This window comes from Neorhizobium sp. 05N33, from assembly GCF_056397445.1.
Genome location: NZ_JBFTNK010000004.1, coordinates 355,914 through 381,691, shown reverse-complemented (window position 1 = coordinate 381,691; position 25,778 = coordinate 355,914). Strand labels below are relative to the sequence as shown.

Annotated in this window: 22 protein-coding genes and 1 other RNA gene; 11 read left to right on the top strand and 12 right to left on the bottom strand. The window is 62.1% G+C overall.

Annotated elements, in window-relative coordinates:
- Positions 1-9: 9 nt before the first annotated feature.
- Positions 10-603 (bottom strand): LysE family translocator, encoded by a 594-nt coding sequence (locus AC1DLT_RS14190; RefSeq protein WP_477487139.1) that lies wholly within the window; start codon positions 601-603, stop codon positions 10-12.
- A gap of 174 nt (positions 604-777) precedes the next feature.
- Between AC1DLT_RS14190 and AC1DLT_RS14185 the strand changes: the two genes are divergently transcribed.
- The gene (locus AC1DLT_RS14185; protein ID WP_477487138.1) at positions 778-1,620 is read left to right on the top strand and encodes an aldo/keto reductase; all 843 of its coding nucleotides are present in this window, start codon (positions 778-780) and stop codon (positions 1,618-1,620) included.
- A 73-nt stretch (positions 1,621-1,693) separates the two neighbouring features.
- Here AC1DLT_RS14185 and ilvN read toward each other — a convergent pair whose 3' ends face one another.
- Both ilvN and AC1DLT_RS14175 read right to left on the bottom strand, forming a co-directional pair.
- Complete coding sequence (gene ilvN / locus AC1DLT_RS14180) at positions 1,694-2,266, bottom strand: acetolactate synthase small subunit (protein WP_024164177.1); 573 nt, start codon at positions 2,264-2,266, stop codon at positions 1,694-1,696.
- A gap of 50 nt (positions 2,267-2,316) precedes the next feature.
- On the bottom strand, positions 2,317-4,104 hold the full coding sequence (locus AC1DLT_RS14175) for an acetolactate synthase 3 large subunit (RefSeq protein WP_256427129.1): 1,788 nt from the start codon (positions 4,102-4,104) through the stop codon (positions 2,317-2,319).
- A 434-nt stretch (positions 4,105-4,538) separates the two neighbouring features.
- On the opposite strand from AC1DLT_RS14175, the gene AC1DLT_RS14170 reads away from it, so the two are divergent.
- Complete coding sequence (locus AC1DLT_RS14170) at positions 4,539-6,656, top strand: ATP-binding protein (RefSeq protein ID WP_477487137.1); 2,118 nt, start codon at positions 4,539-4,541, stop codon at positions 6,654-6,656.
- Positions 6,657-6,663: 7 nt separating this feature from the next.
- Here the strand turns inward: AC1DLT_RS14170 and miaA are convergent, their stop codons facing one another.
- Positions 6,664-7,554, bottom strand: a complete 891-nt coding sequence (gene miaA, locus AC1DLT_RS14165) for a tRNA (adenosine(37)-N6)-dimethylallyltransferase MiaA (RefSeq protein ID WP_477487136.1) — start codon at positions 7,552-7,554, stop codon at positions 6,664-6,666.
- On the opposite strand from miaA, the gene serB reads away from it, so the two are divergent.
- The 4 genes from serB to AC1DLT_RS14145 all read left to right on the top strand — a co-directional run bounded on the left by serB (position 7,555) and on the right by AC1DLT_RS14145 (position 9,762).
- On the top strand, positions 7,555-8,445 hold the full coding sequence (serB, locus tag AC1DLT_RS14160) for a phosphoserine phosphatase SerB (protein ID WP_477487135.1): 891 nt from the start codon (positions 7,555-7,557) through the stop codon (positions 8,443-8,445).
- 91 nt (positions 8,446-8,536) lie between these two features.
- Positions 8,537-8,848: a type II toxin-antitoxin system RelE/ParE family toxin gene (locus AC1DLT_RS14155; RefSeq protein ID WP_244447502.1), complete on the top strand. Its 312-nt coding sequence runs from the start codon at positions 8,537-8,539 to the stop codon at positions 8,846-8,848.
- Positions 8,845-9,156: a helix-turn-helix domain-containing protein gene (locus tag AC1DLT_RS14150; RefSeq protein WP_477487134.1), complete on the top strand. Its 312-nt coding sequence runs from the start codon at positions 8,845-8,847 to the stop codon at positions 9,154-9,156. Before AC1DLT_RS14155 ends, AC1DLT_RS14150 begins: the two co-directional genes overlap by 4 nt.
- Before the next feature lie 24 nt (positions 9,157-9,180).
- On the top strand, positions 9,181-9,762 hold the full coding sequence (locus tag AC1DLT_RS14145; RefSeq protein WP_477487133.1) for a GNAT family N-acetyltransferase: 582 nt from the start codon (positions 9,181-9,183) through the stop codon (positions 9,760-9,762).
- Positions 9,763-9,779: 17 nt separating this feature from the next.
- Here AC1DLT_RS14145 and AC1DLT_RS14140 read toward each other — a convergent pair whose 3' ends face one another.
- The 6 genes from AC1DLT_RS14140 to AC1DLT_RS14115 all read right to left on the bottom strand — a co-directional run bounded on the left by AC1DLT_RS14140 (position 9,780) and on the right by AC1DLT_RS14115 (position 16,149).
- Complete coding sequence (locus AC1DLT_RS14140) at positions 9,780-11,426, bottom strand: Do family serine endopeptidase (RefSeq protein WP_038543438.1); 1,647 nt, start codon at positions 11,424-11,426, stop codon at positions 9,780-9,782.
- A gap of 222 nt (positions 11,427-11,648) precedes the next feature.
- The gene (gene hflC, locus AC1DLT_RS14135; protein WP_038543440.1) at positions 11,649-12,599 is read right to left on the bottom strand and encodes a protease modulator HflC; all 951 of its coding nucleotides are present in this window, start codon (positions 12,597-12,599) and stop codon (positions 11,649-11,651) included.
- Positions 12,596-13,693 (bottom strand): FtsH protease activity modulator HflK, encoded by a 1,098-nt coding sequence (gene hflK, locus AC1DLT_RS14130; RefSeq protein ID WP_477487132.1) that lies wholly within the window; start codon positions 13,691-13,693, stop codon positions 12,596-12,598. The genes hflC and hflK overlap by 4 nt, the downstream gene beginning before the upstream one ends.
- Before the next feature lie 140 nt (positions 13,694-13,833).
- A complete protein-coding gene (locus AC1DLT_RS14125; RefSeq protein WP_477487131.1) occupies positions 13,834-14,364 on the bottom strand; it encodes a dihydrofolate reductase in 531 nt (176 codons plus the stop codon).
- The gene (locus tag AC1DLT_RS14120; protein ID WP_247135590.1) at positions 14,361-15,155 is read right to left on the bottom strand and encodes a thymidylate synthase; all 795 of its coding nucleotides are present in this window, start codon (positions 15,153-15,155) and stop codon (positions 14,361-14,363) included. The genes AC1DLT_RS14125 and AC1DLT_RS14120 overlap by 4 nt, the downstream gene beginning before the upstream one ends.
- A 100-nt stretch (positions 15,156-15,255) precedes the next feature.
- Positions 15,256-16,149, bottom strand: a complete 894-nt coding sequence (locus AC1DLT_RS14115; RefSeq protein ID WP_477487130.1) for an NAD-dependent epimerase/dehydratase family protein — start codon at positions 16,147-16,149, stop codon at positions 15,256-15,258.
- 207 nt (positions 16,150-16,356) lie between these two features.
- Here AC1DLT_RS14115 and AC1DLT_RS14110 point away from each other — a divergent pair, with 207 nt between their 5' ends.
- The 5 genes from AC1DLT_RS14110 (at position 16,357) to AC1DLT_RS14090 (ending at position 20,332) form a co-directional block, all read left to right on the top strand.
- A complete protein-coding gene (locus AC1DLT_RS14110) occupies positions 16,357-18,258 on the top strand; it encodes a multicopper oxidase domain-containing protein (RefSeq protein WP_477487129.1) in 1,902 nt (633 codons plus the stop codon).
- 525 nt (positions 18,259-18,783) lie between these two features.
- Positions 18,784-19,165, top strand: a transfer-messenger RNA (tmRNA) gene (gene ssrA / locus AC1DLT_RS14105).
- A 120-nt stretch (positions 19,166-19,285) separates the two neighbouring features.
- Positions 19,286-19,792: an SspB family protein gene (locus tag AC1DLT_RS14100; protein WP_477487245.1), complete on the top strand. Its 507-nt coding sequence runs from the start codon at positions 19,286-19,288 to the stop codon at positions 19,790-19,792.
- Positions 19,793-19,813: 21 nt separating this feature from the next.
- Positions 19,814-20,008 (top strand): DUF4169 family protein, encoded by a 195-nt coding sequence (locus AC1DLT_RS14095; RefSeq protein ID WP_038543464.1) that lies wholly within the window; start codon positions 19,814-19,816, stop codon positions 20,006-20,008.
- A gap of 114 nt (positions 20,009-20,122) precedes the next feature.
- Entirely contained in the window at positions 20,123-20,332 is a 210-nt protein-coding gene (locus tag AC1DLT_RS14090; protein WP_038543466.1) for a ribbon-helix-helix domain-containing protein, read from the top strand.
- 24 nt (positions 20,333-20,356) lie between these two features.
- Here AC1DLT_RS14090 and AC1DLT_RS14085 read toward each other — a convergent pair whose 3' ends face one another.
- Together AC1DLT_RS14085 and AC1DLT_RS14080 are read right to left on the bottom strand one after the other, a co-directional pair.
- Positions 20,357-24,064, bottom strand: a complete 3,708-nt coding sequence (locus AC1DLT_RS14085; protein ID WP_477487128.1) for an AsmA family protein — start codon at positions 24,062-24,064, stop codon at positions 20,357-20,359.
- A 75-nt stretch (positions 24,065-24,139) separates the two neighbouring features.
- On the bottom strand, positions 24,140-25,555 hold the full coding sequence (locus AC1DLT_RS14080) for an FAD-binding oxidoreductase (RefSeq protein ID WP_477487127.1): 1,416 nt from the start codon (positions 25,553-25,555) through the stop codon (positions 24,140-24,142).
- Positions 25,556-25,778: the final 223 nt, after the last annotated feature.

The window sequence follows — 25,778 nt, the reverse complement described above, 5'->3', positions numbered from 1 at the left end:
TCGTCTCCCTCACTTCAACATCGGCCAGAGGCTTGCGACAAGCAAGAGCGCCATGGTGATGTTGAACCATTTCAGCCGCGCCGGCACCGACAGCCATTCGCGCAGCGCCGAACCGAAGCCGGCCCAGGTCGAAACGCTCGGCACGTTGACCGCGGCGAACGCCAGCCCCACGAGCATCACGGTCGGCAGGTAATATTCCGGGTTCGTATAGGTCGCCATGGCGGTGACCGCCATGACCCAGGCCTTCGGATTGACCCACTGGAAGGCCGCCGCGCCAAAAAATGTCATCGGCTGCGCACCGGTCTTGCCGTCTGACAGGCTGCGCGACGTGCCGATCTTCCAGGCGACCCAGAGCAGATAGGCGCCGCCGGCGAATTTGAGTGCCATATAGACGACCGGCACCGAATGCAGCAGTGCGCCGAGACCGAGGCCGACCGCGATCAGCAGCGACAGAAAACCGGCACCGATGCCGAGCATATGGGGAATTGTCCGCGCAAAGCCGAAATTCACGCCCGACGCGAACAGCATCATGTTGTTCGGCCCCGGCGTGATCGAAGTCGTGAAGGCGAACAGGACGAGGGCCAGAAAAGTTTCCAGCGACATATTTTCTCCTAGCGCAAATCCGTCCCGGCTATCTCGACCATCTCGTTTCGCGGATGGCCCGCCTTCCGGTGATAGGATCGTTGGAGAAGATCTTCAAGCGGAACTTGGCAGCTTCAATCGAAGCCATATCTGAGTAGGATATACGTCTCCAGAAGCGACAGACCGAGGTCCCAGATGCCCGACATTCCGACAGTCACCTTGCCCTCCGGCATTTCGGTTCCGGCTCTCGGCCTCGGCACCTGGCAGATGGGCGAGGACAGCCGCAAGGCGGCGGTGGAGATCGAGAGCCTGAAGCGCGGCCTCGACCTCGGCCTGACGCTGATCGACACGGCGGAAATGTATGGCGAGGGCGGGGCCGAAAAAATCACCGCCCAAGCGATCGCCGGCCGCCGGGACCAGGTGTTTCTGGTCAGCAAGGTCTATCCCTGGAATGCCAACCGAAAGGGCGTCGTCGAGGCCTGCGAACGCAGCCTCGACCGGCTCAAGACCGATCGCCTCGACCTCTATCTCCTGCATTGGCGCGGCGAACATCCGCTGGCGGAAACCGTCGCCGGCTTCGAGGAGCTGCGCCGGGCCGGCAAGATCGGCGCCTGGGGCGTCTCCAATTTCGATCTCGACGACATGCAGGAACTGATGGAGGTGCCGGACGGCCAGAACTGCGCCGCCAACCAGGTGCTCTACAATCTCTCCCGCCGCGGCATCGAATACGATCTTCTGCCCTGGTGCCAGGAGCGCGGCATCCCGGTCATGGCCTATTCACCGATCGAACAGGGCCGGCTTGCCAGAAGCGGCGAACTGATCCGCATCGCCAAGGCCTATCAGGCGACGCCGGCGCAGGTGGCGCTTGCCTTCCTGCTGGAACGCGACGGCGTCATCGCCATCCCGAAATCCGCCAATCCGGACCGCGTCGCGGAAAATGCCGAGGCGGTCGATCTGGATCTCAGCGAGGCGGACTGGACAGCCCTCGACGCCGCCTTCCCGCCACCGTCGCGCAAGGCGCCATTGGAAATGATCTAGCGGAGATCGGACGTTCGGCGCTTCGCCATAAGCGTGTCGAACGCCCGCAAGACATCGATCTCCGTCCGACCCGTTACATCCCCTGCGGGCCGCGGTTCATCGCCGCGATCCCTGTGCGGCAGACTTCCACCAGGCCGAGCGGCTTCATGATCGCCACGAACTGGTCGATCTTCGAGGATTTCCCGGTGATCTCCAGGATGAAATGCTCGACCGTCGCATCGACGACCTTGGCATGGAAAGCATCCGCGAGCCGCAGTGTCTCGGCGCGGCGGTCGCCCTGGCCGACAACCTTGACCAGCGCCACCTCACGCTCGATCGGCCGTTCCTGGCCCAGTGCGTGGGCGCGAACCGTCAGATCGACGACTCGGTGCACCGGTACGATGCGTTCGAGCTGCGCCTTGATCTGTTCGAGCACCGTCGGCGTGCCGCGCGTGACGATGGTAATGCGGGATAGGTGAGCTTCGTGTTCCGTTTCCGAAACCGTCAGGCTCTCGATATTGTAGCCGCGGCCGGAAAACAGGCCGATAACCCGTGCGAGCACGCCCGGTTCGTTGGCGACGAGAACCGAAAGCGTATGGCTTTCGGCTTTCGCCGTCTCAGGCGCGATGAAATAGGCGGATCCGGTCGGTTGCTGATGCGCATTCATGGTCTTGGGTCCATTTCCTCAGAATTTTGTTGAAGGATGTGCCGCCCGTCTCAGACGAGCTGGCGACCCTTGGCATCGATGGCATTGGCAACCGCTTCGTCGGTGGCTTCGTCCGGCAGCAGCATCTCGTTATGTGCCTTGCCCGAAGGGATCATCGGGAAGCAGTTGGCGAGATTGGCGACGCGGCAATCGAAGATCACCGGCTTCTTGACCGCGATCATTTCCTCGATCTTGTCGTCGAGTTCCTTCGGATCGTCGCAGTAGATGCCGACGGCGCCATAGGCTTCCGCGAGCTTGACGAAGTCCGGCATCGCTTCCGTATAAGAATTCGACAGGCGGTTGCCGTGCAGCAGCTGCTGCCACTGGCGGACCATGCCCATATACTGGTTGTTCAGGATGAAGATCTTGACCGGCAGGTTATGCTGGATGGCGCAGGACATTTCCTGGATGCACATCTGGATCGATGCGTCGCCGGCGACGTCAATGACGAGGGCGTCCGGATGCGCCACCTGAACGCCGATCGCCGCCGGCAGGCCGTAGCCCATCGTGCCGAGGCCGCCAGAAGTCATCCAGCGGTTAGGCTCCTCGAATTCGAGGAACTGTGCCGCCCACATCTGGTGCTGGCCGACTTCCGTCGTGATATAGGTGTCATGCCCCCTGGTCGCCTCGAAAAGGCGCTGCAGCGCATATTGCGGCATGATGACGTCGTTGGAATGCTTGTAGGAAAAACTCTTGCGAGCCCGCCAGCGGTTGATCTGGCTCCACCATTCCTCGGTCTGCGCCTTGGCCGGCTTTTTCGGCAGCGCCCGCCACAGGCGGACCATGTCTTCGAGAACGCTGCCGACGTCACCGAGGATCGGGATGTCGACATGCACGTTCTTGTTGATCGAGGACGGGTCGATATCGATATGGACCTTGCGCGAATTCGGTGAGAACGCGTTGAGGCGGCCGGTAATGCGGTCGTCGAAACGGGCGCCGATGCAGACCATGACGTCGCAGTCATGCATCGCCATGTTTGCCTCATAGGAACCGTGCATGCCGAGCATGCCGAGCCAGTTCTTGCCCGACGCCGGATAGGTGCCGAGCCCCATCAGCGTCGAGGTGATCGGGAAATCGCTGAGCTCGACCAGCTCGCGCAGCAGCCGCGAGGCGTGCGGGCCGGAATTGACGACACCGCCGCCGGTGTAGAGGATCGGCCGGCGCGCCGAGGCCATCAGCTCTATGGCCGCCTGAATGGCGTTGATGTCGCCCTGGGTGCGCGGCTGATAACTGGTGTTCTGGGCGATCTCCGGCTTCGGCGTATAGGTGCCGGTCGCGAACTGGATGTCCTTCGGGATATCGACGACGACCGGACCCGGCCGCCCGGTCTGGGCGATGCGGAAGGCCTCGTGGATGATGCCGGCCAGTTCGTTGACGTCCTTGACCAGCCAGTTGTGCTTGGTGCAGGGCCGGGTAATGCCGACGGTGTCGCATTCCTGAAAGGCGTCCGAGCCGATCAGCGTCGTCGGGACCTGGCCCGACAGGCAGACCAGCGGCACCGAATCCATCAGCGCATCCTGCAGTGGGGTGACGGCATTGGTGGCGCCTGGACCGGAGGTCACCAGCATAACCCCGACCTTGCCGGTGGAGCGGGCATAACCTTCGGCCGCGTGGCCGGCGCCCTGCTCGTGGCGGACCAGAATGTGCTGAATGTCGTCCTGCTGGAAGATCTCGTCATAGATGGGCAGGACGGCGCCGCCCGGATATCCGAAGATATGCTCGACACCATTGTCCTTCAGAGCCTTCAGGACGATCTCCGCACCAGTCATCCGGTTATCTGGCGTCTGATTATCTGGCATCTGGTTGCCCGACCCCTGGTTGTTCGTATCCGTCATTGTCTTGGTCCATTCGCTGCTGGATTTTTACCGGCGGCTCCTCCGAGCCGGATTGAAGGCATAAAAAAAGGCCCCTTGGAGGAGCCTGTCTTTCCGCGCATGGGTGGCTGTCGCCGGACGGTTACACCGTCCTGCCCATGCGCGTTCCCACCACAATAAGAGCGATCGAGATCTTCATGGCGCGAAGTGTTAGCCAGATAAATGTCGTTCGTCAACGTGGGCCTGCACCAAAAATCCTCATCGGCCTGATTTTGCTGCTCCGTTTCCGCGCATTCGACCGCGCGCTTTCCTACACGAGTTGTTAAGGCCGGCACAATATAGTCCTCCTGTTTGGAGGGCAGCGACCCGACGGACGAACCGTGACCCGTTCCGCCACCCCCAATGATAGGGGCCAGAGTTTGTTGAACAACGATCTGCAACATTCCGCATCTGCAGGAGAGCAGGATCGTCGCGACATCCAGAAGCCGGGCAACCGCATGCTTGGCCGCGTCGTCGCCTGCACCGGCTCGCACGCCACCATTTCCGCCGTTGCTGAACACGGCGAGACCGATCTTACCGAACTGTGGTCTGTCGGCCGGCTGATCTCCATCAGCGTCGGCGAAAACCGTGTCGTGGCGCTTGCCTATGCAATGCAGACCGGTGGCAAGGAATGGAGCGAAAACGGCAACACCGGCTTTCACATCGAGGCCGAACTGCTCGGCGAGGTGCGCAAGGGGCTTAATGGCCGCGACGAATTCACCGGCGGCATTTCCTGTTATCCCTATCTCGGCGCCGTCGCGCACCGGATTCGTGCCGCCGACCTTTCCCGCATTTATGATACCGGCAAGAACGAAACCTGCGTGGTCGGCAAGCTGACGCAGGACGACACGATCGACGCGACGATCCATATCCCGTCGATGCTGTCGAAACATTTCGCCATCGTTGGCTCCACCGGCGTCGGCAAGTCGACCGCCGTCTCCCTGCTCCTCCACAAGGCGATCGAGACCGACCCGAAGCTGCGCGTCCTCATTCTCGATCCGCACAACGAATTTGCCGCAGCCTTTCCGGATCACGCCGTCGTCATCGATACCGAAACACTCGACCTGCCCTTCTGGCTGATGCGGCTCGAAGAGTTTTCCGAAGTCGTCTTCCGCGGTCGTCCGGCCGTGGCGGAAGAACTGGACATCCTGCGCGACCTCATCCCCGAGGCGAAACGCGCCTTCCGCGGCAACGAAACGTCGCTGATGCGCCGCTCGACCGAAAAAAGCTCGGTCACTGCCGATACGCCGGTTCCCTACCGTATGGCGGACCTGCTGGCCCTGATCGACGAACGGATCGGCCGCCTCGAAGGCCGCGGCGAAAAGCCCTTCCTGCGGTCGTTGAAGATGCGCATCCTGTCGGCGATCAACGACCCGCGCTATCACTTCATGTTCTCCAACAATACGATCAACGACACGATCATGGAGACGATCGCCTATATCTTCCGCATTCCCGGCGACGACCGGCCGATCTCGACCTTCCAGCTCGCCGGCATTCCCTCTGAAGTCGTCAATTCCATCGCCTCGGTCCTCTGCCGCATGGCGTTCGAGTTGGCGCTCTGGAGCAATGGCGCCATCCACATGCTCGTCGTTTGCGAAGAAGCCCACCGTTATGTGCCGGCCGACCGTGAACTGGGTTTTTTCCCGACAAGGCAGGCCATCTCGCGCATCGCCAAGGAAGGCCGCAAATACGGCGTCTCGCTCGGCGTCATCACCCAGCGTCCCGGCGAACTCGACCAGACGATCCTGTCGCAGTGCTCGACCGTGTTCGCGATGCGACTGTCCAACGACCGCGACCAGGAAATCATCAAATCGGCGATCCCGAATTCGTCGATCTCGACGACCAGTTTTCTGTCGTCGATCGGCAATGGCGAGGCGATCGCCTTCGGCGAGGCGATCTCCGTGCCGATGCGCATGCGGTTTTCCCGCGTCGAAAAGAAATACCTGCCCAAGGCCAATGGCGTCGCCGACAAGGGTACGGAGGACACGCCGGATACGGTCGACCTGCGCACCGTGATCGCCCGCATGCGCGCCGTCAGCGGCCCGGATATTTCCGCCTTCCAGCAAAGCTACGCCACGGCGACGGCGTCCTTCCCGGAAGGTGCTTCCGATACCGAGGAGGACGCCGATGACGATTTCCCGCCGGCAGGCGATGCCGAACTCGATCGCTGGAACCGGGAGATCCGCTCGACCGGCCATGTGACGATCAACCCGACACCGCCCATGGCGACCAACCCGCAGCTGGAACCCTATCGGCCGGAAATGCTGCCGCGCGCGGCGGCACCCGAACAACCCTTAGCGCCCCGACCCGACCGTTTCGCAGAACTGCGCCGCGACCGTCCGCCTGAGCCGCCGCCCTACCAGCCCGCACCTCCGACATTCCAGCGTCCGCCGGCACCCGAAGGCGCGCCGCGCCCGAACCCGCTGCTCCGGCGCGAAGGATCGCTGCGCGAAAGCCTGCTGAAGAAACCGCTGAGTAGCCTTTACGACAAGGACTGAGCCGGTCTCAGGCCAATCGCTCCCAGCTTTCGTCCATCTGGTTGCGAAACCAGGTCATCTGCCGCTTAGCATATTGGCGGGTCAGTGCAGAGCTGCGTTCGATAACCTCTTCCCGGCTGATGCGGCCTTCCAGCATCTCGGCGATCTGTGCAACGCCGATCGCCTTCATGACGGGCAGATCGGGTGCGGGACCGAGCGCCAGCAGCGCCCTCACCTCATCCACGGCCCCGGTCTCCAGCATTGTCTCGAAACGGCGGTTGATCCGTTCGTGCAGCAGCTTCCTGTCCGGCAGGACGACAAGCTTCTTCGCCCTCGAAGGATCGATCACCATTGGCCCCAGCCTGCCCTGAAACTCGGTGATGGAGCGACCGGTCTCGGTCAGAACCTCCAACGCCCTGACGATCCGCTGCCCGTCCTTTGGTTCGAGGCTTGCCGCTACCGTCGCATCGCGGGCTGAAAGCTCCGCATGCAGCGCCTCCGGCCCTTCCTCCTTCAGGCGCAGGCGCACCTCGCAGCGAATATCCTGCGAGATTTCCGGCATGTCGGACAGCCCGCCGGTCAGCGCCTTGAAATAAAGCCCGGTGCCGCCGACGAAGACCGGCAGCCGGCCGTCGCGCTTCAATTCCGGCAGGAGCGCCGTCACGTCCCGCAGCCACTCGCCGGTGGAATAAGCCCTCGTCGCCGGCACATGCCCGTAGAGCAGGTGCGGCACGCCCTCCATCTCGTCCTCCGCCGGTCGCGCCGTCAGGATCCGCAGCGTGTCGTAGACCTGCATGCTGTCGGCATTGATCACCACACCGTTTTTCTCGCGCGCCAGGCGCAATGCAAGCGCCGACTTGCCGCTGGCCGTCGGCCCGGTTATCAGGATCGCATCAAAATTGTCGATAAGGTCGCTCATATGGCTTTCGTTGCCACGCTCATTGCCCATCCGTCAAACCCAGTTCTCACGCAAAAGCTCGGAGAACAAGCGGCGGAGGCAGTGAAAGCCTCGGGCCTCTACTGGCTGGCGGATGGTATCGCCTGCGATATCGCGCTGCGCGACGGAACCGACCCGCAGATAGCCGAGGCCGATCTGAGGGCTCTCATTGGCAGCGCACCCATCGATCTCGTTATCCAGGCTGCGGATACGCGTCGCAAGAAATTCCTGATCGCCGACATGGATTCGACCATGATCGGCCAGGAATGCATCGACGAGCTTGCCGATGTCGTCGGGCTGAAGGACAAGGTCGCGACGATCACAGCGCGTGCCATGAACGGCGAGATCGCCTTCGAGCCCGCCCTTCGCGAACGTGTCGCACTTCTGAAGGGCCTGCCGATCACCGTCGTCGACGACGTCATCGCCAAGCGCATCACGCTGACATCTGGCGGGCCGGAACTGATCGCCACCATGAAGGCCAGAGGCAATTACGCCGCCCTCGTGTCGGGTGGCTTTACCGTCTTTACCAGCCGCATCGCCGCGACCCTCGGCTTCGACGAGAACCGCGCCAACATCCTCCTCGAAAACGATGGCATTCTCACCGGTGAGGTTGCCGAACCCATCCTCGGCAAGCAGGCCAAGATCGACGCGCTTCTCGCCATCACCGAAAAACTCGGGATTTTGCCGGACGACACGATCGCCGTCGGCGACGGCGCCAACGATCTCGGCATGCTCGACATCGCCGGTTCCGGCGTCGCGCTGCACGCCAAGCCCACCGTTGCCGCCCAGGCCAAGATGCGCATCGACCACGGCGACTTAACCGCCCTGCTCTACATCCAGGGTTATCGCAGGACGGATTTCATCGTCACCTAGACACAACCTAAGCGATTGACGGAGTGCAGTTCGCATCGCATCATACGCATTGAAAATCATTGCAAAAATGGTATATTCAATGCGTTGGAAAATGGAATTTCTGAACGATCGCATCAGGATCGAGCTAGAGGCGTTTCCCACCGATATTGTTGCCAGTTTTCTCCGCATCGTAAAGCTGATCGAACTGGAAGGACCCGCCAAGGTGCACGAGCCCTATGTGAAGCACCTTGAAGGGCCGATCTGGGAAATGCGGATGCGCGGCCGAGACGGGATAGCCCGGGCAGCTTATGTAACGGCTTCAGGTCATCGGATCGTGGTCTTGCATGTCTTTCAGAAGAAGACGCAGAAAACGCCCAGACGCGAAATTGAGATCGCGCTCAGACGGGCAAAGGATGTGAGATGAACAAGAAGAGCCTTCTGGTAAGCAAGGCAGCGAAGGAATGGTTCAAGGACCCCGAATTCGTCGCAGCCTATGATGCGCTCGAAGAGGAGTTTGCCCTCGCGGAGGCCTTGATCAAGGCACGCGCCCAGGCCTCCATGACGCAGGAAGACGTCGCCAAGGCCATGGGCACGACTCAGGCCGCCATCGCCCGGCTGGAGAGTGGTCGTTCCATGCCCTCGACCCGCACCCTGCAACGGTTCGCCGATGCGACGGGCACAAAGCTCCGCATCAGTTTCCAGAAGCCAAAATCCTCTTCGAGAACGTCATAGCGCAGGCTGACCGTGCATCGTCCGATGATCATCCTCGAAACCGAACGCCTGCGCCTCAGGAGCTGGATCGACAGCGACCGTGATCTCTTTCGAGAGATCAATTCCGATCCGAAGGTGATGGAGTTTTTTCCGTTCCGCCGCACCCATGAAGAGGCGGATGCGTTTCTCGCCAGGCTCAACGACACGATCACCGAGACGGGGCTCGGTTTCTACGCGCTGGAACTGAAGGAAACACAGGAGCCCATGGGTTTCTGCGGCCTGTCCCTCGCCAACATGCCGGATATCTTTCCGCTGGAAACGGTGGAGATCGGCTGGCGGCTGGCGACCCGGTTCTGGGGCAACGGTTATGCCACGGAGGCAGCACGCGCCCTGCTCGACTTCGCTTTCGGGGAAAAGCATCTCGACGCAGTCGTCTCCTTTGCAGTCGGCGAAAACAGGCGATCGACCGCGGTGATGAAACGGCTCGGCCTGCACCGCATCACCGGCATGGATTTCGACCATCCGCGGGTGCCGGATACGCACACGCATCTGAAACCGCATGTGGTCTATGCGGTCACGCGCGACGAATGGCAACGGCAGAAGGCGGCTGCGGAACGCACCCGCTGACCGCTTTGCTCTTGAGCTTACTCCAGCGGCAGCGCCACGAAGCGCAGGTTGCCGGAAGGATCCGAAACCATCACATGCGCGTTGCGGCGGCCTTCGGACTTCAGCACGGCGATCCGCTTGACGACGTCGGCCGGGCTTTCGACAAAATCCTGCGCCACCTCGACCACGACCTCGCCGACCTTCAGCCCCTTCTGGGCGGCGGGCGAGTTCGGCGCGACGGCCGTGATCACCACGCCCTCGACGCTTTCGACAATGCTGAAGCTCTTGCGGCGGTCCTCGTCGAGCACGGCGAGCGTCATGCCGAAGGCTGCGGCAGGGTCCCGGCTGAGCTCGCCCTTCTGGTCGCCGGGCGCATTGTTGTTGGGCGCCTTGTTCTGGCCCTGGCCTTCCGGCAGGGCCGGCTGATCGTCTTCCTCCTGCGGCTCGGCACTGTCTTCGAGGCGCCCGAGCGTCACCTTGACGGTCTGCTGCTTACCGTCGCGCAGGATCACCACGTCAACTTCCTTGCTGACCGGGCTTTCCGCCACGATGCGCGGCAGGTCGCGCATCTCGTTGACCGCCTGGCCGTCGAAGCTCAGGATCACGTCGCCGGCCTTGATCTCGCCATTCTTGATCGGCCCGCCGCTGACGACGCCCGACACCAGCGCGCCACGTGCCCGGTCTAGACCAAGGCTTGCCGCAACGTCGTCGGTCACCGGCTGGATGCGCACGCCGAGCCAGCCGCGACGCGTCTCGCCGAATTCGGTCAGCTGGTGCACGACATTTTCGGCGAGTTCCGTCGGCACGGCGAAACCGATGCCGATCGAACCGCCGGAGGGTGAAATGATCGCCGTGTTGATACCGATCACCTCGCCGCGCATGTTGAACAGCGGGCCACCGGAATTGCCCTTGTTGATCGCCGCATCCGTCTGGATGAAGTTGTCATAAGGGCCGGCATTGATGTTGCGCCCACGCGCCGAGATGATGCCCAGTGTCACGGACCCGCCGAGGCCGAACGGGTTGCCGATCGCCATCACCCAGTCGCCGATCCTCATGCGGCGGGAATCGCCGAAACGCACTGCCTTCAGCGGCGCCTTGGGCTCGACCTTCAGCACCGAAAGGTCGGTCTTGGTGTCAGTGCCGACCAGCCTGGCCTTGAGCTTCGTGCCGTTCGGAAAAATCACCTCGATGTCGTCGGCACCTTCGATGACGTGGTTGTTGGTGACCACGTAGCCGGAAGGGTCGATCACGAAGCCGGAGCCGAGGGAAGAAACCTTCTGATTGCCGTTCTGCTTGCCCTGGCCATCGAAGAAGTCCTCGAAGAACTCCTGGAAAGGCGAGCCCTCCTGGATCTGTGGCTGTGGGCCGGCCCCCTGGTCCTTGACGCTCTGCGATGTCGAGATGTTGACGACGGCATCGAGCAGACCTTCGGCGAGATCAGCGATCGAACCCGGGCCGCCGCCTGCCATCGGCGCTGGAGCCGGAGGCGGATTGATGCTCGGCGACGGTGTTGGCGGGGCCGGCAGCATGACGCCGGGAGAACCGGCGGCCGGCGGATTTGCATTCTGCCCCGGAGCGGCAGGGACCGGCGTCTGGGCAATCGCCTGCAAGGGTGCCGCCAGGACGGCAAAAGTTGCCGCAAGCGTGACGGTGCGCTTGAAGGTCGATCGAACCGAATGGGCCATCTGGCGTCCTCGCTGTTGGATTGTCCGCATCACCCCGGAAGAGCGGTCTCGACCCGGGCAGGCTATAGGAACCTTTGAATCGGGCGGAGTTTCGGCAGAGCATAAGGCGGAATGACGACGGTGGAAATTACCTTTTCGTGAGGATTGTGTCCTCTACCCGTCACGCCTGTGGATGGTCCTGTTATGAAAGGGGCGGCATTGCGCCGCCCCAGTCCTATGGGATCAGTTCGCCGGCGCTGCGGGTGCAGCAGGCGGCGCCGGCCGCGCAGGTGCCGGCACCGGCGCAAGTGCCTGACCTGCAGACGAGTTGAAGAACCGGAAGAATTCCGAATCCGGCGACAACACAAGCGTCGTGCCGTTATCGGCAAGTGCAGCCACATAGGCGCGCATCGTGCGGTAGAACTCGAAGAAGGCCGGATCGCGCTGGAAGGCCTCGCCGAAGATCTTGTTGCGCTCGGCGTCGCCCTGACCGCGCAGGATTTCCGAATCCCGCTGCGCTTCGGAGACCAGTTCGACGACCTGACGGTCGGCAATGGCACGACGCCGCTGGCCTTGCTCGTTACCACGGGCGCGGATCAGCTCGGCCTCGGCAAGACGCTCGGCCTTCATGCGCTGGAAGGTCTGCTGAGAGACTTCCTGAGTGAGGTCGGTGCGCCGGATACGAACGTCGCGGATCGCAAGCCCAAGGGTTTCCGCCGCAGCAGTGAGGTCGGTGCGAACTTCCTGCATCATCGAAGAGCGCTCGTTGGAGAGCGCTGCATCGAAATTGCGCAGACCATAGACACGGCGCAACGCTGCATCGAGGCGGGTGCGAAGCCGCGACTCGGCCGAATCGCGATCACCCGAGACCGTTTCCCGGAAGAGGCGCGGATCGGCGATCGAATAGACGACGAAAGCGTCGACTTCATAAAACGCACCACCGCGCACCTGGACGCGGATATTGTCGAGATCGAAGCGCAAAGCCCGGTCCTCGACATACTGGACACGATCGGCATCCATGAAGGCGAATGGCAGCTTGAAATAGATGCCAGGCGCGCGCTTGACGTCCTGGATCTCACCAAAGCGGACGACGACTGCCTGTTCGCGCTCGTTGACCACGAAAACCGACGAATAGATCAGCACGAGGAGAACGGCGAGGCCGATCAGGATTGCGGGGAGTCGATTGGAGTTCATCGTGTGCCTCCCTGGTTCGTCTGCGGCTTGATCATCTCGTTGAGCGGCAGATAGGGGACCACGCCGTCCTTGTTGTCCAGAATGATCTTGCGGGAATTCTTCAGGACCGTTTCCATGGTTTCGAGGAAGATCCGCCGGCGCGTCACTTCAGGCGCGTTCGCATATTCGTTGTAGATCGAAACGAAGCGCTGCGCCTCGCCCTGCGCTTCGTTGACGACCTTGTCCTTGTAGGCGGATGCCTCTTCACGGACCTGGGCTGACTGACCGCGCGCCTGGCCGAGCTTCTGGTTGGAATACTGGTTCGCTTCTTCGACGAAACGATCCTCGTCCTGTTCGGCGCGCTGTACTTCTTCGAACGCGTCGGCCACTTCACGCGGCGGAGCTGCATCCTCGATCGGCACGGCATTGATGGAAAGGCCGGAGCCGTAGGTATCCATCGTGCCCTGGATGATATTACGCACTTCGGTCGAGATGCCTTCGCGGTTGTCGCGGAAGATGTCCTGCGCCGGGCGACGGCCGACGACTTCGCGCATGGCGCTTTCGGAAACCTGCTGCAGCGTCGCGGCCGGGCCTTCGAGGTTGAACAGATAGGCCTTCGGATCGGTGACGGTGAACAGGACCGAGAACTGCACGTTGACGATGTTCTGGTCGCCGGTCAGCATCCAGCCGGCATTGGAGCTGGAGCCCCGCGTCGCGCCGATATTCTGCTGCTGTTCGGTGACCTTGACGATCTCGACGGTTTCGAGCGGCCAGAAATGGAAATGCAGGCCCGGCATGGAGATTTCATCCTTCGGCCGCCCGAAACGCAGTTCGACGCCACGCTCGTCCGGCTGAACGGTGTAGATGGACTGAAAGGCGAGGAAGGCGAAAATGACGATGATCACGATCGTGAAGGCGCCGCCGTTGAAGCCGCCGGGCATCATGCCGCGCAGCCTGTCCTGACTGCGCCTTATGATGTCTTCGAGGTCCGGCGGCCCGCCGCTTCCCCCGCCGCCGCGCGGGCGGTTCGGTCCCTGTCCCCAGGGGCCCTGATTATTACCGCCACCGCCGCCCCAAGGGCCACCGCCGCCACCATTCTGATTGCTCCAGGGCATCAAAACCTCTTTGTTCGTATTCGCTCCCAAGCCGCGACCCTGCCGTGCGGCATCGATCTGGCTATTGCCCGTTATAGGGATGGGGAGGCCCGCTTTCAACGCAGGTTCAATAACTTCCCGTTCAACGGTAACGAAATGTTTCAGTTTGTCGCGGCTCGACGGACATAAGTGGCGAAACGGGTCGGATAGCTGTCCTTCTCGCCGGCCGGAACAGCTATCTCCTCCACCTTGTCGAAGAGATCCGGATCGATGGCCGGAAAGAGCGTATCGCCGTCGGAAATCCCGGTTTCGACATGGGTAATGCGCAGCATGTCGGCGATCCCGATCGCCTGCGCGTAAATCTCGCCACCGCCCAGCACAAAGATTTCGTCCGAGCCGGTTTCCTGCGCCCTGCGGCCGGCAACCTCGACGGCTTCGTCAAACGATGCAGCCACATCGACGCCGTCATAATGAAAATCCGGGTTGCGGGTAACGATCACATGCGGCCGACCCGGAAGCGGCCGTCCTCCGAAGGAATCAAAGGTTCGGCGCCCGACGATGACCGGCTTGCCCAAGGTCAGCGCCTTGAAGCGCTTGAGATCCGTCGAAAGCCTCCAGGGCATGTCGCCATCGCGGCCGATGACGCCGTCCTGCGAAACCGCGGCGATGATGACGAGGCGAGGCCTGCTCACACCGCCACCGCCGCCTTGATATGCGGATCGGCCTCATACCCTTCGAGCGCGAAATCCTCGAAGCGGAAGGAGAAAATGTCCTTCACGGCGGGATTGATGCGCATCGTCGGCAGAGCCTTCGGGGTGCGGGTCAGCTGCAGCTTCGCCTGCTCGAAATGGTCCGAATAGATATGCGTGTCGCCGAGCGTATGGACGAAGTCGCCGGGCTTCAGGCCGGTCACCTGCGCCACCATCATCGTCAGCAGCGCATAGGACGCGATGTTGAACGGCACGCCGAGGAAGACGTCGGCGGAACGCTGGTAGAGCTGGCAGGAGAGCTTGCCGTCCGCGACATAGAACTGGAACAGGCAGTGGCAGGCCGGCAGCGCCATGTCGTCGAGCTGGCCGACGTTCCAGGCCGATACGATATGCCGGCGCGAATTCGGATTGACCTTGAGGCCCTCGATCAGCTGCGAGATCTGGTCGACATGGCTGCCGTCGGGGGCGGGCCAGGAGCGCCACTGGTAGCCGTAAACGGGCCCGAGCTCACCCTTCTCGTCGGCCCATTCATCCCAGATCGAAACGCCGTTCTCTTTCAGGTAGGCGATATTGGTGTCGCCCTTCAGGAACCACAGGAGCTCGTGGATGATCGATCTCAAATGCAGCTTCTTGGTCGTGAGGACCGGAAAACCTTCCGTGAGGTCGAAGCGCATCTGGTAGCCGAACACCGAGCGGGTGCCCTTGCCGGTCCGGTCGCCCCGGTCGGTGCCGGTTTCCATCACATGCCGGAGAAGATCGAGATATTGTTTCATGGGGTCAGGCCGCCGATTCCATCGTCATGGAATCATATAGTAGCACAGGTGGGCCCGACCAATCTCGTTTGATGGCTTTCCCCCGTTTTAGCGGTGCCAATCAATTGGAGACGTATTTCCGCCAATTGTGGCTTTCGGCAAAACCCAACACCTCCCGGATCTTGCGGTTGCTGATCGGCGCCTCGAATTCACCGATCTCGCCGGTGATGGGCGTTCCGGGCGCCCAACGCTCCAGGAAGGGTCTGGTCGGCTCAAGCGCCGTGATCGTGTCGTTGACCGCATTGAAGACCTGGAAGCCCAGCCCGTCCTTTTCGACGCACAGATGCACGATCTGGCCGAGATCGCGGGCATCAATGTAGCTCCAGGCATTGCGCTTGCGCGACGGCGGGTCCGCCAGGAAGGCGGGGAAGCGGCTGTAGTCCTCCGGCGAGATCACGTTGCCGATCCGCAGCGCATAGATGTCTGCGCCGAAACGCATGGCGAAGGCCCGCGCCGTCTTCTCGTTGACGACCTTGGAGAGACCGTAGCTGTCCATCGGATCGACATCGTAATCTTCGGTAAGCGGAAACGAATGATAGTCCTTGTCGCCTTCGGCAAAGCAGACGCCATAGGTCGTCTCGCTGGACGCGATGATCACCTTGGAGATGCCGAGCTTCATCGCCGCCTCGATGACATTGTAGGTGGAGATCGTGTTGACCGAAAACGTCGCGTTGTCGGGCCGCATCAGGATGCGCGGCACGGCGGCGAAATGCACCACCGCATCGACGGGCGCCGGCCCCTTGCCGCTCTCCAGCCCCTTGAAGCCAAAATGCATGGAGAGCGCATTGAAAGTCTCGCCGCCGTCCCTGAGATCGGTAATGAGAGTGTTGACGCCAGGGCAATCGAGCGGCACCAGGTCGAGGTTGAAGACCTCATGCCCTTGCCCGAGAAGATACGGCACGACATGCCGCCCGGCCTTGCCGCTGCCGCCGGTGAATACGATCCGCTTGCCCATGACCGCGCCTCCTCAAATCCCATCCGGCCCAGCCCTGCCCTTTGCGAGCCCGACAACGCCAGTCGAAAACGACCTGTCCGGGTCGATGATGAAGCATGGCACCGCCTGCTCGTCAATGTCGAAACATGCCTGGCGGCGTTTGACCTTCCAACGCTGGAAACTTGTAGCGTCCGCTCCATCTCGTGACTTCGCGATGTGGAGGAAGCCATGTTCATCCAGCCAATCGATTACCTTCTCTTCGTCTGGTTCATCCTGGCCGGCCTCAGCACTCTGTACGTTGCCTGGGACCAGTTCAGGAACAATCCCGAACCGGCGGTGATGAAATGGGGCTTCATCCTCGTCACGCTCTACCTCGGGCCGATCGGCCTGCTCCTCTACATCCTGGCGGACAAGGAACCTGTGCCCGGAACGCATGAGGAATTCATCAAGCCGCTGTGGAAGCAGGGGATCGGCTCCACGATCCACTGCGTTGCCGGTGACGCCACGGGCATCATCATCGCCGCCGCGATCACCGCACTTCTCGGCCTGCCGATGTGGATCGACATCATCATCGAATACATTGCCGGTTTCACGCTCGGCCTGTTCATCTTCCAGGCTCTGTTCATGAAGAACATGATGGGCGGCTCCTACTGGCAGAATGTCCGAAATTCGTTCATGCCGGAATTTATCAGCATGAATGCGATGATGGCTGGGATGGCTCCGGTCATGGCGATCCTGATGATGGGCCGCGACATGAGGGCCATGTGGCCGGGAGAAATGCTCTTCTGGGGCGTGATGGCCCTCGGCATCGGGGTAGGTTTTGCGATTGCCTACCCGTTCAATGTCTGGCTGGTTGCCAAGGGACTGAAGCACGGGCTGATGACGGAGAGAGGCCAAATGGCCGGCGATACGCATGGGCAGCACCAGCAGCAGGGCGCACATGCCCATGGAGACGAGAACCGACAAGAGCAAGCCGGCAGTCATCAGCATCACGTGTCGGGGCAAGATCACGCAAACCGCGCATTCGCCCCTACCCGCGTTCAGATCGCTGCGATGGCCAGTTTCACGTCGATCATGCTGGTCGCCGGCTTCGCCTATCCGTTCACCAGGGTGAACATGCATCTGAGCGCCCACGATGTCGGTCGTGCGATCATGGCCCCGGGGATGATCATGACGTTCGATACGCCCGGCGACGCGATGCGCGACATGGCGGCGGTCGATCCGCGTCTCATGAGTTTTCAGGCGCGGGAGACGGCGACCGGCGGCGAAGTTCTTCAGCCGCGCATGGACGGCGACGTCAAGGTCTTCGACCTGACTGCCTCGGTGATCCGATGGTCGATCCTGCCCGGCGAAACGGTGGAGGCCTATGCCTACAACAATCAGGTTCCGGGGCCGACCTTGCGGGTCGTGCAGGGCGACAAGGTCCGGATCAACGTCACGAACCGGCTGCCCGAAAGCACGACCGTCCATTGGCATGGCCTGATCCTGCCAAACGAGATGGACGGGCCGGCCCACATCACCCAGAAGCCGATAGAGCCGGGCCAGACCTTCACCTACGAGTACACGGTCGGGCAGTCCGGCACGTATTTCTACCACACGCACGACCATGTGGATCGGCAGCAGTCGCTTGGCCTGTACGGGGCGCTGATCATCGATCCCAAGGATGCGGCCAATGAAATTCCCGCCGATCTCGAATATACGATGCAACTTCAGGAATGGGTGAAGCGGGAATGGCTCACCTTTCCGGCCATGCCGATGGAAGGTGCGCTGCCCAACTTCTTTACGATCAACGGGAAATCATATCCCGCAACCGACACGATCAGGATGAAGGTCGGGCAGAAGTTGAAGGTGCGCTTCATCGGCTCACACACGACGGCCATCCATCCGATGCACATCCACGGTGGCCCGTTCGAGGTCGCCGCGCGTGACGGCGAGACACTACCGCCGACAGCCCGTTACATGGCCGACACAGTCAACGTTGCTCCCGGACAACAGTACGACGTCATATGGACCGCCCGGCGGCCGGGCAAATGGCTCGTCCACTGCCATATCCCCCACCACACGACCAACAACAATGTGGAGGTCAACGGCGGTGGCGGCTTGATGCTGGTAATCGATGTCCAACCGTGAACGGGCGTGAGGGTGACAACCCGAAAATCGCTATCCTTTCCAACCGCACTCACGCCTCGAAGAGACCGGCAGTCGCCTCGCAAGTTCGCCGCGTCCGATGGCATGGGCGGTTTGAGACAGCTCGGAAATCCGCCGACGGGTGCGATATCTGAGGACGACGGCTCCGCCGAGCCCGACTGCAAATACGATTGCGGTGGCCCACCCGAAGCTGATCAACTCGATCCGAGCCAGTCTGTCGGTGTCGCCGTAGCTGATGCCAACTGTCGGTCGTTCCCGTCGAGCTGGCCCCGGAACAGCAAGCTGACGGTCACGCAGGTAAAGTGATCCCAAAAGCCGCGCTTCCTCGGGGAGCGCGGCCTTACCTTTCGGGAGGCCATCCGAAAACCACGGCGCCGCAGTGGCGAGCGATCGCAGCTCTCAATCCTGCTTGTGAAACCGCAAACAGCCGAGCGAAGCTCATTTCCTCCGAGCCAGCTGCAAAAAATCGTCGTAACGGTCGGATAATCGAAGCCTTTCCGCTGGCGACCCCTTTTCACCGGCGGGCGATGCGCCTATATCAGCCTTGCCGGACTTCGGTCCGGCTATGGCAATAAACGGTCGGTGTAATAAACCTATTGGACCCGGGGGCGGTACCCGGCGCCTCCACCAAAAACCGGTCGGTCACATTGGGAAACCATGAGGGCCGGCTTTTGATGGGGGCGAAATAGGATCGACAAGGGCTTAAAGATCGAACTTTTGCTCGGCATGATACCACCGTTATCGGGTCAAAAAGTGTAGTTGCAAACGACAACAACGCTAAGGGTTATGCTCTCGCTGCCTAATGGCGGTGCGGGAAATCCGAACTAAGTCCTTAGAGGTAGCACTTTAAGGCGGGGTCCGAAGGCACCTGGCAACAGAAGCCTTCACCTTCGCTCCCCAGTCGAATACTATGGAACTGACTCGGATGCTCGTCGGGGCTTCCCCGCACCGGGCCGGCATGGCATAACGCGTCTGACTAAAAGACGAGAGAATGGAAAGACAGGACCGTATGGGGCAGGACCACATCCGTTACGATATTCTGGCGCAGGACGCTTTGCGCGGCGTCATCCGTAAGGTTTTGACCGAGGTTGCGGCCACCGGCCGGCTGCCGGGCGACCATCATTTCTTCATCACCTTCCTCACCGGCGCCCCGGGCGTGCGCATCTCGCAGCACCTCAAGGCGAAATATGCCGAACAGATGACTATCGTCGTCCAGCACCAGTTCTGGGATCTCAAGGTCTCCGAAACCCAGTTCGAAGTGGGCCTTTCCTTCTCCGACACGCCGGAACGCCTGGTCGTTCCCTTCAATGCCATCCGCGGCTTCTACGATCCGTCTGTGAATTTCGAACTCGAGTTCGAAGTGCCGCTCGCCGACGAGGACGAAAACACCACCGCCGAAATCACGGCGATCCCCGTCGAAGCCGTTTCCAAGTCCGCCGATACCGAAGCCAAGCCCGGCGAAGAGAAGAAGCCCGGCTCCGTCATCTCGCTCGATTCCTTCCGCAAGAAGCAGTAAGCGCCGGGAGGCGCGTCAGCCATGAGCGCCGAAATCGTCAACCTTCGCCAGTTCCGCAAAGCTAAGGAACGGCGCGAAAAGGAAAAGGAGGCGGAACAGAACCGCCTCACCTTCGGCCGTACCAAGGCCGAAAAGTCGCTGACCAAGGCACGCAACGACAAGGCGGAGAAGGGGCTCGAGCAGGGCCACCTGGAAAAGCCCGGCAAGGACGACTGAGTGTCCGTCCGGTGCATATTAAGGATCCGCTAACCAGGCTTGCGCCGATCGGCTTGACGCCGGAAGTACCACAGTCTGAATAAGCGAGCTTGTTCAGAAGGTCCGGAGAGTTTCGTGATCCGCAAACATTCCGCGACCCTTCACGGTCATCGCACCAGTTTTTCGCTCGAAGACGAATTCTGGCTTGAGCTGAAAGCGATCGCCACAAAACGCGATATCAGCCTGGCAACCCTGATCGCCGAGATCGACGATCAAAGGGGTGCCGGCAGCAATCTCTCCTCGGCGTTGCGCGTCCACGTCCTGACCTGGCTGAAGTCCTCCTAAATAGACCCGAACGCGTTGCGGCAGCTATCGCTGCACCCCCGGCAGGCTCGGTATGTTGGGCGTGCCCGCGGACGGAAGGCTCGGGAAGTTCTGACGGATCGCGTCGTCGGTCGGCGGCACGATCAGCTGCGGCGGCTGGCTGATCTGGCGCTGACGCATTTCTTCCGCCGCTCGGGCCGCCGCCTCCACGCCCTGGCGCTGGCGTTCCGCTTCGGCTGCCTGCTGGCGGGCGCGCTCTTCAGCCGCCGCCTTTTCGCGGGCCGCCTGCCGCTCGATTGCCTGGAAATTATAAAGCGCCACCTCGCGGCGAAGGCGCTGCTTTTCCAGAACGCTCGCCTGCAGGGTTTCCACACGCCGCCGCTGCTGCTCGAAGGCGCGTTGCGACAGGAAATTGGTCATCGCCGCGATATCGATCCGTTCGGTAGGCGCGGCAATATCCCCCGCATAGTCGAGCCGGATTGTCGGATCGCCGCCGGCCAGCGCCTCGTCGCCGGCATTGTAGGTGATCGCCAGATTCGCGCTCAGACGGTCGTCGAGCAGATCGAAGCGCCCCTCACCCGACAGCTTTGTTGTGCCCACGGCGGCTGCAATATTCTGCGCCCGCGCTTCACCCGCTGTGATCGTCACCGGAATGGTGACGTTGCCGACCGCCGCACTTCCCTGATGCAGCAGGCTGGAAACGATCGGCCGGACCCTCGCTTCCGTCACCTCGCCGCCGAGTTTGTCCACCCCGGCCATCAGGGGCTTCATCGCATCGGGATTGATGCCGGCGACGGTCAGGCCCTTCAGCCGCAATTCGGCCGAGCCGCTCGTGGCGCCCAGGAGCTCGGCCAGGGTCTTGCCGGTCGATTCGGCGGACATGTTGAAATCCAGCCTTCCGTCGGCAACCGGCTTTCCACTTTTCGTCCAGACGAGCGACGCGAGATCGGCATTCTCAGCCGAAAGACGGGCCTGCAGAAGTCCCGTTCCGTCACCGTTCGACATCAGCAGCCGACCGGCGAGCCGGCCGCCCTGCCAGTTGCCGGCACCATTCTCGATGGTGATGCCGCCGCTACGATGCGTGACGCGGGCCGAAAAATCGCCGATATTGCCGAACGCGCCCGTATGGAACGTCCGCGCTTTGACATCGAGAGCGACATCCGCGCCGTAAAAGACCGGCGGGGCGAAGGGTTTTGAGGAAAAAGCGCCGCTGTTCGGATCGCTGACCGGCCCGTAGATCGCCTCGCCGAGCCAGGCGAGGTCGAGGTTGTCGAGGTTGAGCGAGCCTGTCGCCGGCATGCCCGGCGCCTTGCGGTCGACGGCGATATCGCCGCTGATCGAGTTGCCGTCCGCCGCGCCGCTGAGCGCCGCAATCTTGACCGCCTCCGGCGTCATGCTGACATCCGCATCCAGCGTGACCGGCAGACCGGTCCCGAATTGCGGCAGCGCGATACCGTTCATCAGCAGATAGGGTTCCAGATCGGCGCTCCGCAGCGTCACGTGACCGCTGCCCTCCCCAAAACCGTCGCTGCCGATCCGCATGTCACCCTTGACGTCCAGCGAGGTCTTTCCGGTCGTGAACGACAGCGCGGTCTTTGCCGTGGCACCCGGCCCCTGATGCACGTTGAGCAGCAGTTCGCCGGTGCCGTCCCCTTCGAAAGGCAGGGGATCGAGACCCGCCTGGCCGAGAAGAACCATCGGGTCGGGATTGTCGAGCGAGGCGACGAGCGTCATGTCGGGGTCGCTGGTCAGGTCGAACAGACCGGGAAGCTTGAGGTCGGCATTGACCGCGCTGCCGTTCGTCTTGCCCTTGAGGACGATCTCCACCCCGTTCGAGCTTCCGCCGACGGTCAGGTTGGCGCCGAGATCCGTGTTGGCGAACCAGGCGCCGTTTGCGGCAAGCCGGGCGAGAGCCGGATGCGCAGGCAGCCGGTTGCGCAGCATGGTCAGGAAGGCCGTCGGATCGCCGGAACGAAACGAGAGGTTGCCAGTGCCCGAATAGGCAAGCAGCGAACCTTCGATGCGGCCTCGTGCCGATATCGTCGCCCCTTCGATATTGCCGACCGTCAGGCGCTCCAGCGAGAGCGCGCCGCCAGCCACGGTGAAAGCGGTATCGACATTGTTGGCGGCAACCCCAAAGGCAGTGAACCGGTCCGCCTTCAGCGTCGCTGCGACGCGATGGTCCAGCACATCCTGACCGGCATCGTCGCCGGTCAACAGCGAGGCAAGCGCCCGCATGGCGTCGATATCGATCTCGTTGCCCGCAAGGCTCATCGACAGGTTCGGCGTCTGCCCCTGGGTCGACTGGCGTTCCAGACGGCCCTTGAGCGTCGCAGGCCCGATCGCCAGTTCGAGATTGTCGAACCGTTGCAGGTCTGGTGTGAGATTGACCTTCGCCGAAAAGCCGGCTGAGCGCAGCTGGCGCAGTTCGGGGGCCACCCGTCCGGAAAGCCAGTCGGAAAGGCCGGACGGCTGGCTGGACGCGACCAGCATATCGCCGACGAAGGACGTCCGATCGCGAAGCACGAGGCTGCCCTTCGCCTCCAGCTGCGTGCGGCCCGGCAGGGTCGCCACGACGTTGTCCACAGTCCAGCCGCGGCCCGCCGGCCGTATGTCGAGCCTGATGTCGCGGATGGTCGTATCGTTAGCGACGATCGCCGGCAGCCTCAGGCTGGCGCGGCCGGGCACCTGCGGAATAGGAATAGACGCCGCCAGCCGGATGAAATTGTTGATGCGCCGCTGCGCCGAGGCGGCGGCATCGCGACCGGTCTTGGCCCGCGCGCCGTCGCCCAACCGGTTGACGTCAATCTGCTGGCCATCGGCCGTCAGCAGGAACTCAGGCTTGTTGCCGGTATCGAGCGTCGCCTCACCGGTCACTACGTAAGGATTGTCGCTTGCCCCGACTTCCAGCCGGTATTGCGGAATACGGATGCGCTCATTGGTGACCTCGAAACCGCCCTTCAGGCGCGGTCCGGGCGGTGGCGGCGTCACCGGTTCGGTCTCGTCCTCCTCCTGCAGGAAATCGAGTGTGAAGTTGCCGTTATAGGCAGGCCTGTTGTCGGCAACGGTAAGCTCGCCGTCGAGATTGATCTCGACAGGCTGCGCATCCGGCCAGAGCCTGAGACGCAGCGGCATACGCTTGCCCTCGGCATCCGCCGTGCCGCTCGCCAGGTTGAACCGGGTCTCGTAACCGTCGAGCGTCGCATTGCCTTCACCGCGCCAGGGGCCGCGCAGCGAACCTGCGGAAAAGTCGCCGGCAAAACCGGTGATCTGCCGTGACTGGCCGGACTGTTCGTCGATCAGGTCGATCTCGCCGCCGGTGACATGCACGTCCTCGATGACGACGGTATGAGCCGGGATCGCGGCGCGACTGCCGCGCATCCAGTCGAGCGTACCGTCCTTCAGCAGCCGGACCCGCGCCTTCGGTTGCTCGATGCGCATGTCGAAGATCCGCGCCTCGCCGGAGAGGAAGGGCGCAAGCTCCATATCCATCGAGAATTGCGCGATCTGCACCAAAGGCTGGCCGTCCGTATCGGCCCCCACCCTTACGTCGTGCAGGGTGACTGAGGGAAACGGCAGTATACGCGCATCGACATTGCCGTGGACGGTGACCTTCTTGCCGAGGATGCGGCTTGCCTGTTCCTCGAAGCTTACCCGCAGGCTCGCCCAGTCGACGAACAACGGAGCAAGCAGCGCCGTGAACAGCGCCACCACCACCAATCCGCCGAATGCCAACAGGATGCGTCCGAGCACGGTATCCGTCTCCCTGATCTTGCTAAGAGACTAGTTCTATTGGGTTCGCAGGCAAGTCAAGCTTGCGGGAGCATCTCATTCGGCATTCCTGAAGATCTTGCCGGGATTGAAGATATTCTTGGGATCGAGCCCCTGTTTGATGGTCCGCATCAGCTGGACTGCACCGCCCAGTTCCTCTTCCAGGAACGACATCTTGCCCTGGCCGATGCCATGCTCGCCGGTGCAGGTTCCGTCCATCGCAAGTGCCCGGTGGTTGAGACGGCCGATGAACGCCTCGACCTTGTCGACCGAAGCCGGATCCTTACCGTCGAAGAGCACCAGGACGTGGAAATTGCCGTCGCCCGCATGGCCGACGATCGGCGCCAGCAACCCCTGTTCCGCAATATCGGCCTGGGTTTCGGCTACGCACTCGGCAAGCCGCGAGATCGGCACGCAGACGTCGGTCGACAGGCCGTCGAGTTCCGGCGCCAGCGCCCGGCTCGCCCAGTAGGCATTGTGCCGCGCGTTCCACAGCTTTGCCCGCTCCTCGGCATTGGCGGTCCATAGAAATTCGTCGCCGCCGCATTCCGTGGCGACCTCGGCAAACTGCGCCGACTGCAGCGCCACCGTTTCCTCGGTGCCGTGGAATTCCAGGAACAGCGTCGGCTTTTCCGGATAAGAGAGTTTCGAATAGGCATTGCAGGCCCGCATCTGCACGTCGTCCAGCAGTTCGATGCGGGCGACCGGAATGCCCATCTGGATGGTCATGATCACGGCGTCACAGGCGGCCTTGACGCTCGGAAAGGCGCAGACGCCGCCGCCGATCTTTTCCGGAATGCCCTGCAGCCTCAACGTCACCGAAGTGATGACGCCAAGAGTTCCTTCCGAGCCGACGAAGAGACGGGTCAGGTCGTAGCCGGCCGAGGATTTCCGGGCCCGCTGCGCGGTGCGGATTTCCTCGCCGTCTGCGGTGACGACGGTGAGCGACAGGACATTGTCCTTCATCGTGCCGTAGCGCACCGCATTGGTGCCGGAGGCGCGGGTGGCGGCCATGCCGCCGATCGAGGCATTGGCGCCGGGATCGATCGGGAAGAACAGGCCGGTGTCGCGAAGCTCACGGTTCAGTTCCTCGCGTGTGATGCCGGGCTCGACGGTTACGTCGAGATCGGCCGGGCTGACCCGAAGCACCTTGTTCATGCGGCTGAAATCGATCGAGATACCGCCCGACGGCGCATTCACCTGGCCTTCGAGCGAGGAACCGATACCGAAGGGCACGACCGGTACCCGATGTTCGGCACAGGCCCTGACAACGGCTTTGACGTCATCGGCGCTTTCAGCGAAGACGACGCCGTCCGGAAGCTGAGCCGGCAGATAGGTCGTCGTATGGGCGTGCTGCTCGCGAAACGACTGGCCGGTCTGAAAACGCTCCCCGAAGGATTGCTTGAGGATGCCGAGGGCCGTCGAGATGCCCTCTTCGTTGCGAAGGCCCGCCTTCACGTCCTTGATCGCCATGGCCATTCTCCTCCTTGTCTTTTCAAGGGATTGGTTAGGCGACGGGTCGGGTTTTGTCCAGACGGAACAGCGGTGGGCCGATCGGGCGGAATCCGGCCTTGGCGATTTCGTTTTTTTGAGTCGGACGGGGCGCTGAAAGCTGCCTTGTAAGATAAGTAATAAGTGACACCTCTCAGCGCCCCGTTCGGCGGTTAATATCCGCGACTTCGGTCCCTCTGCGATG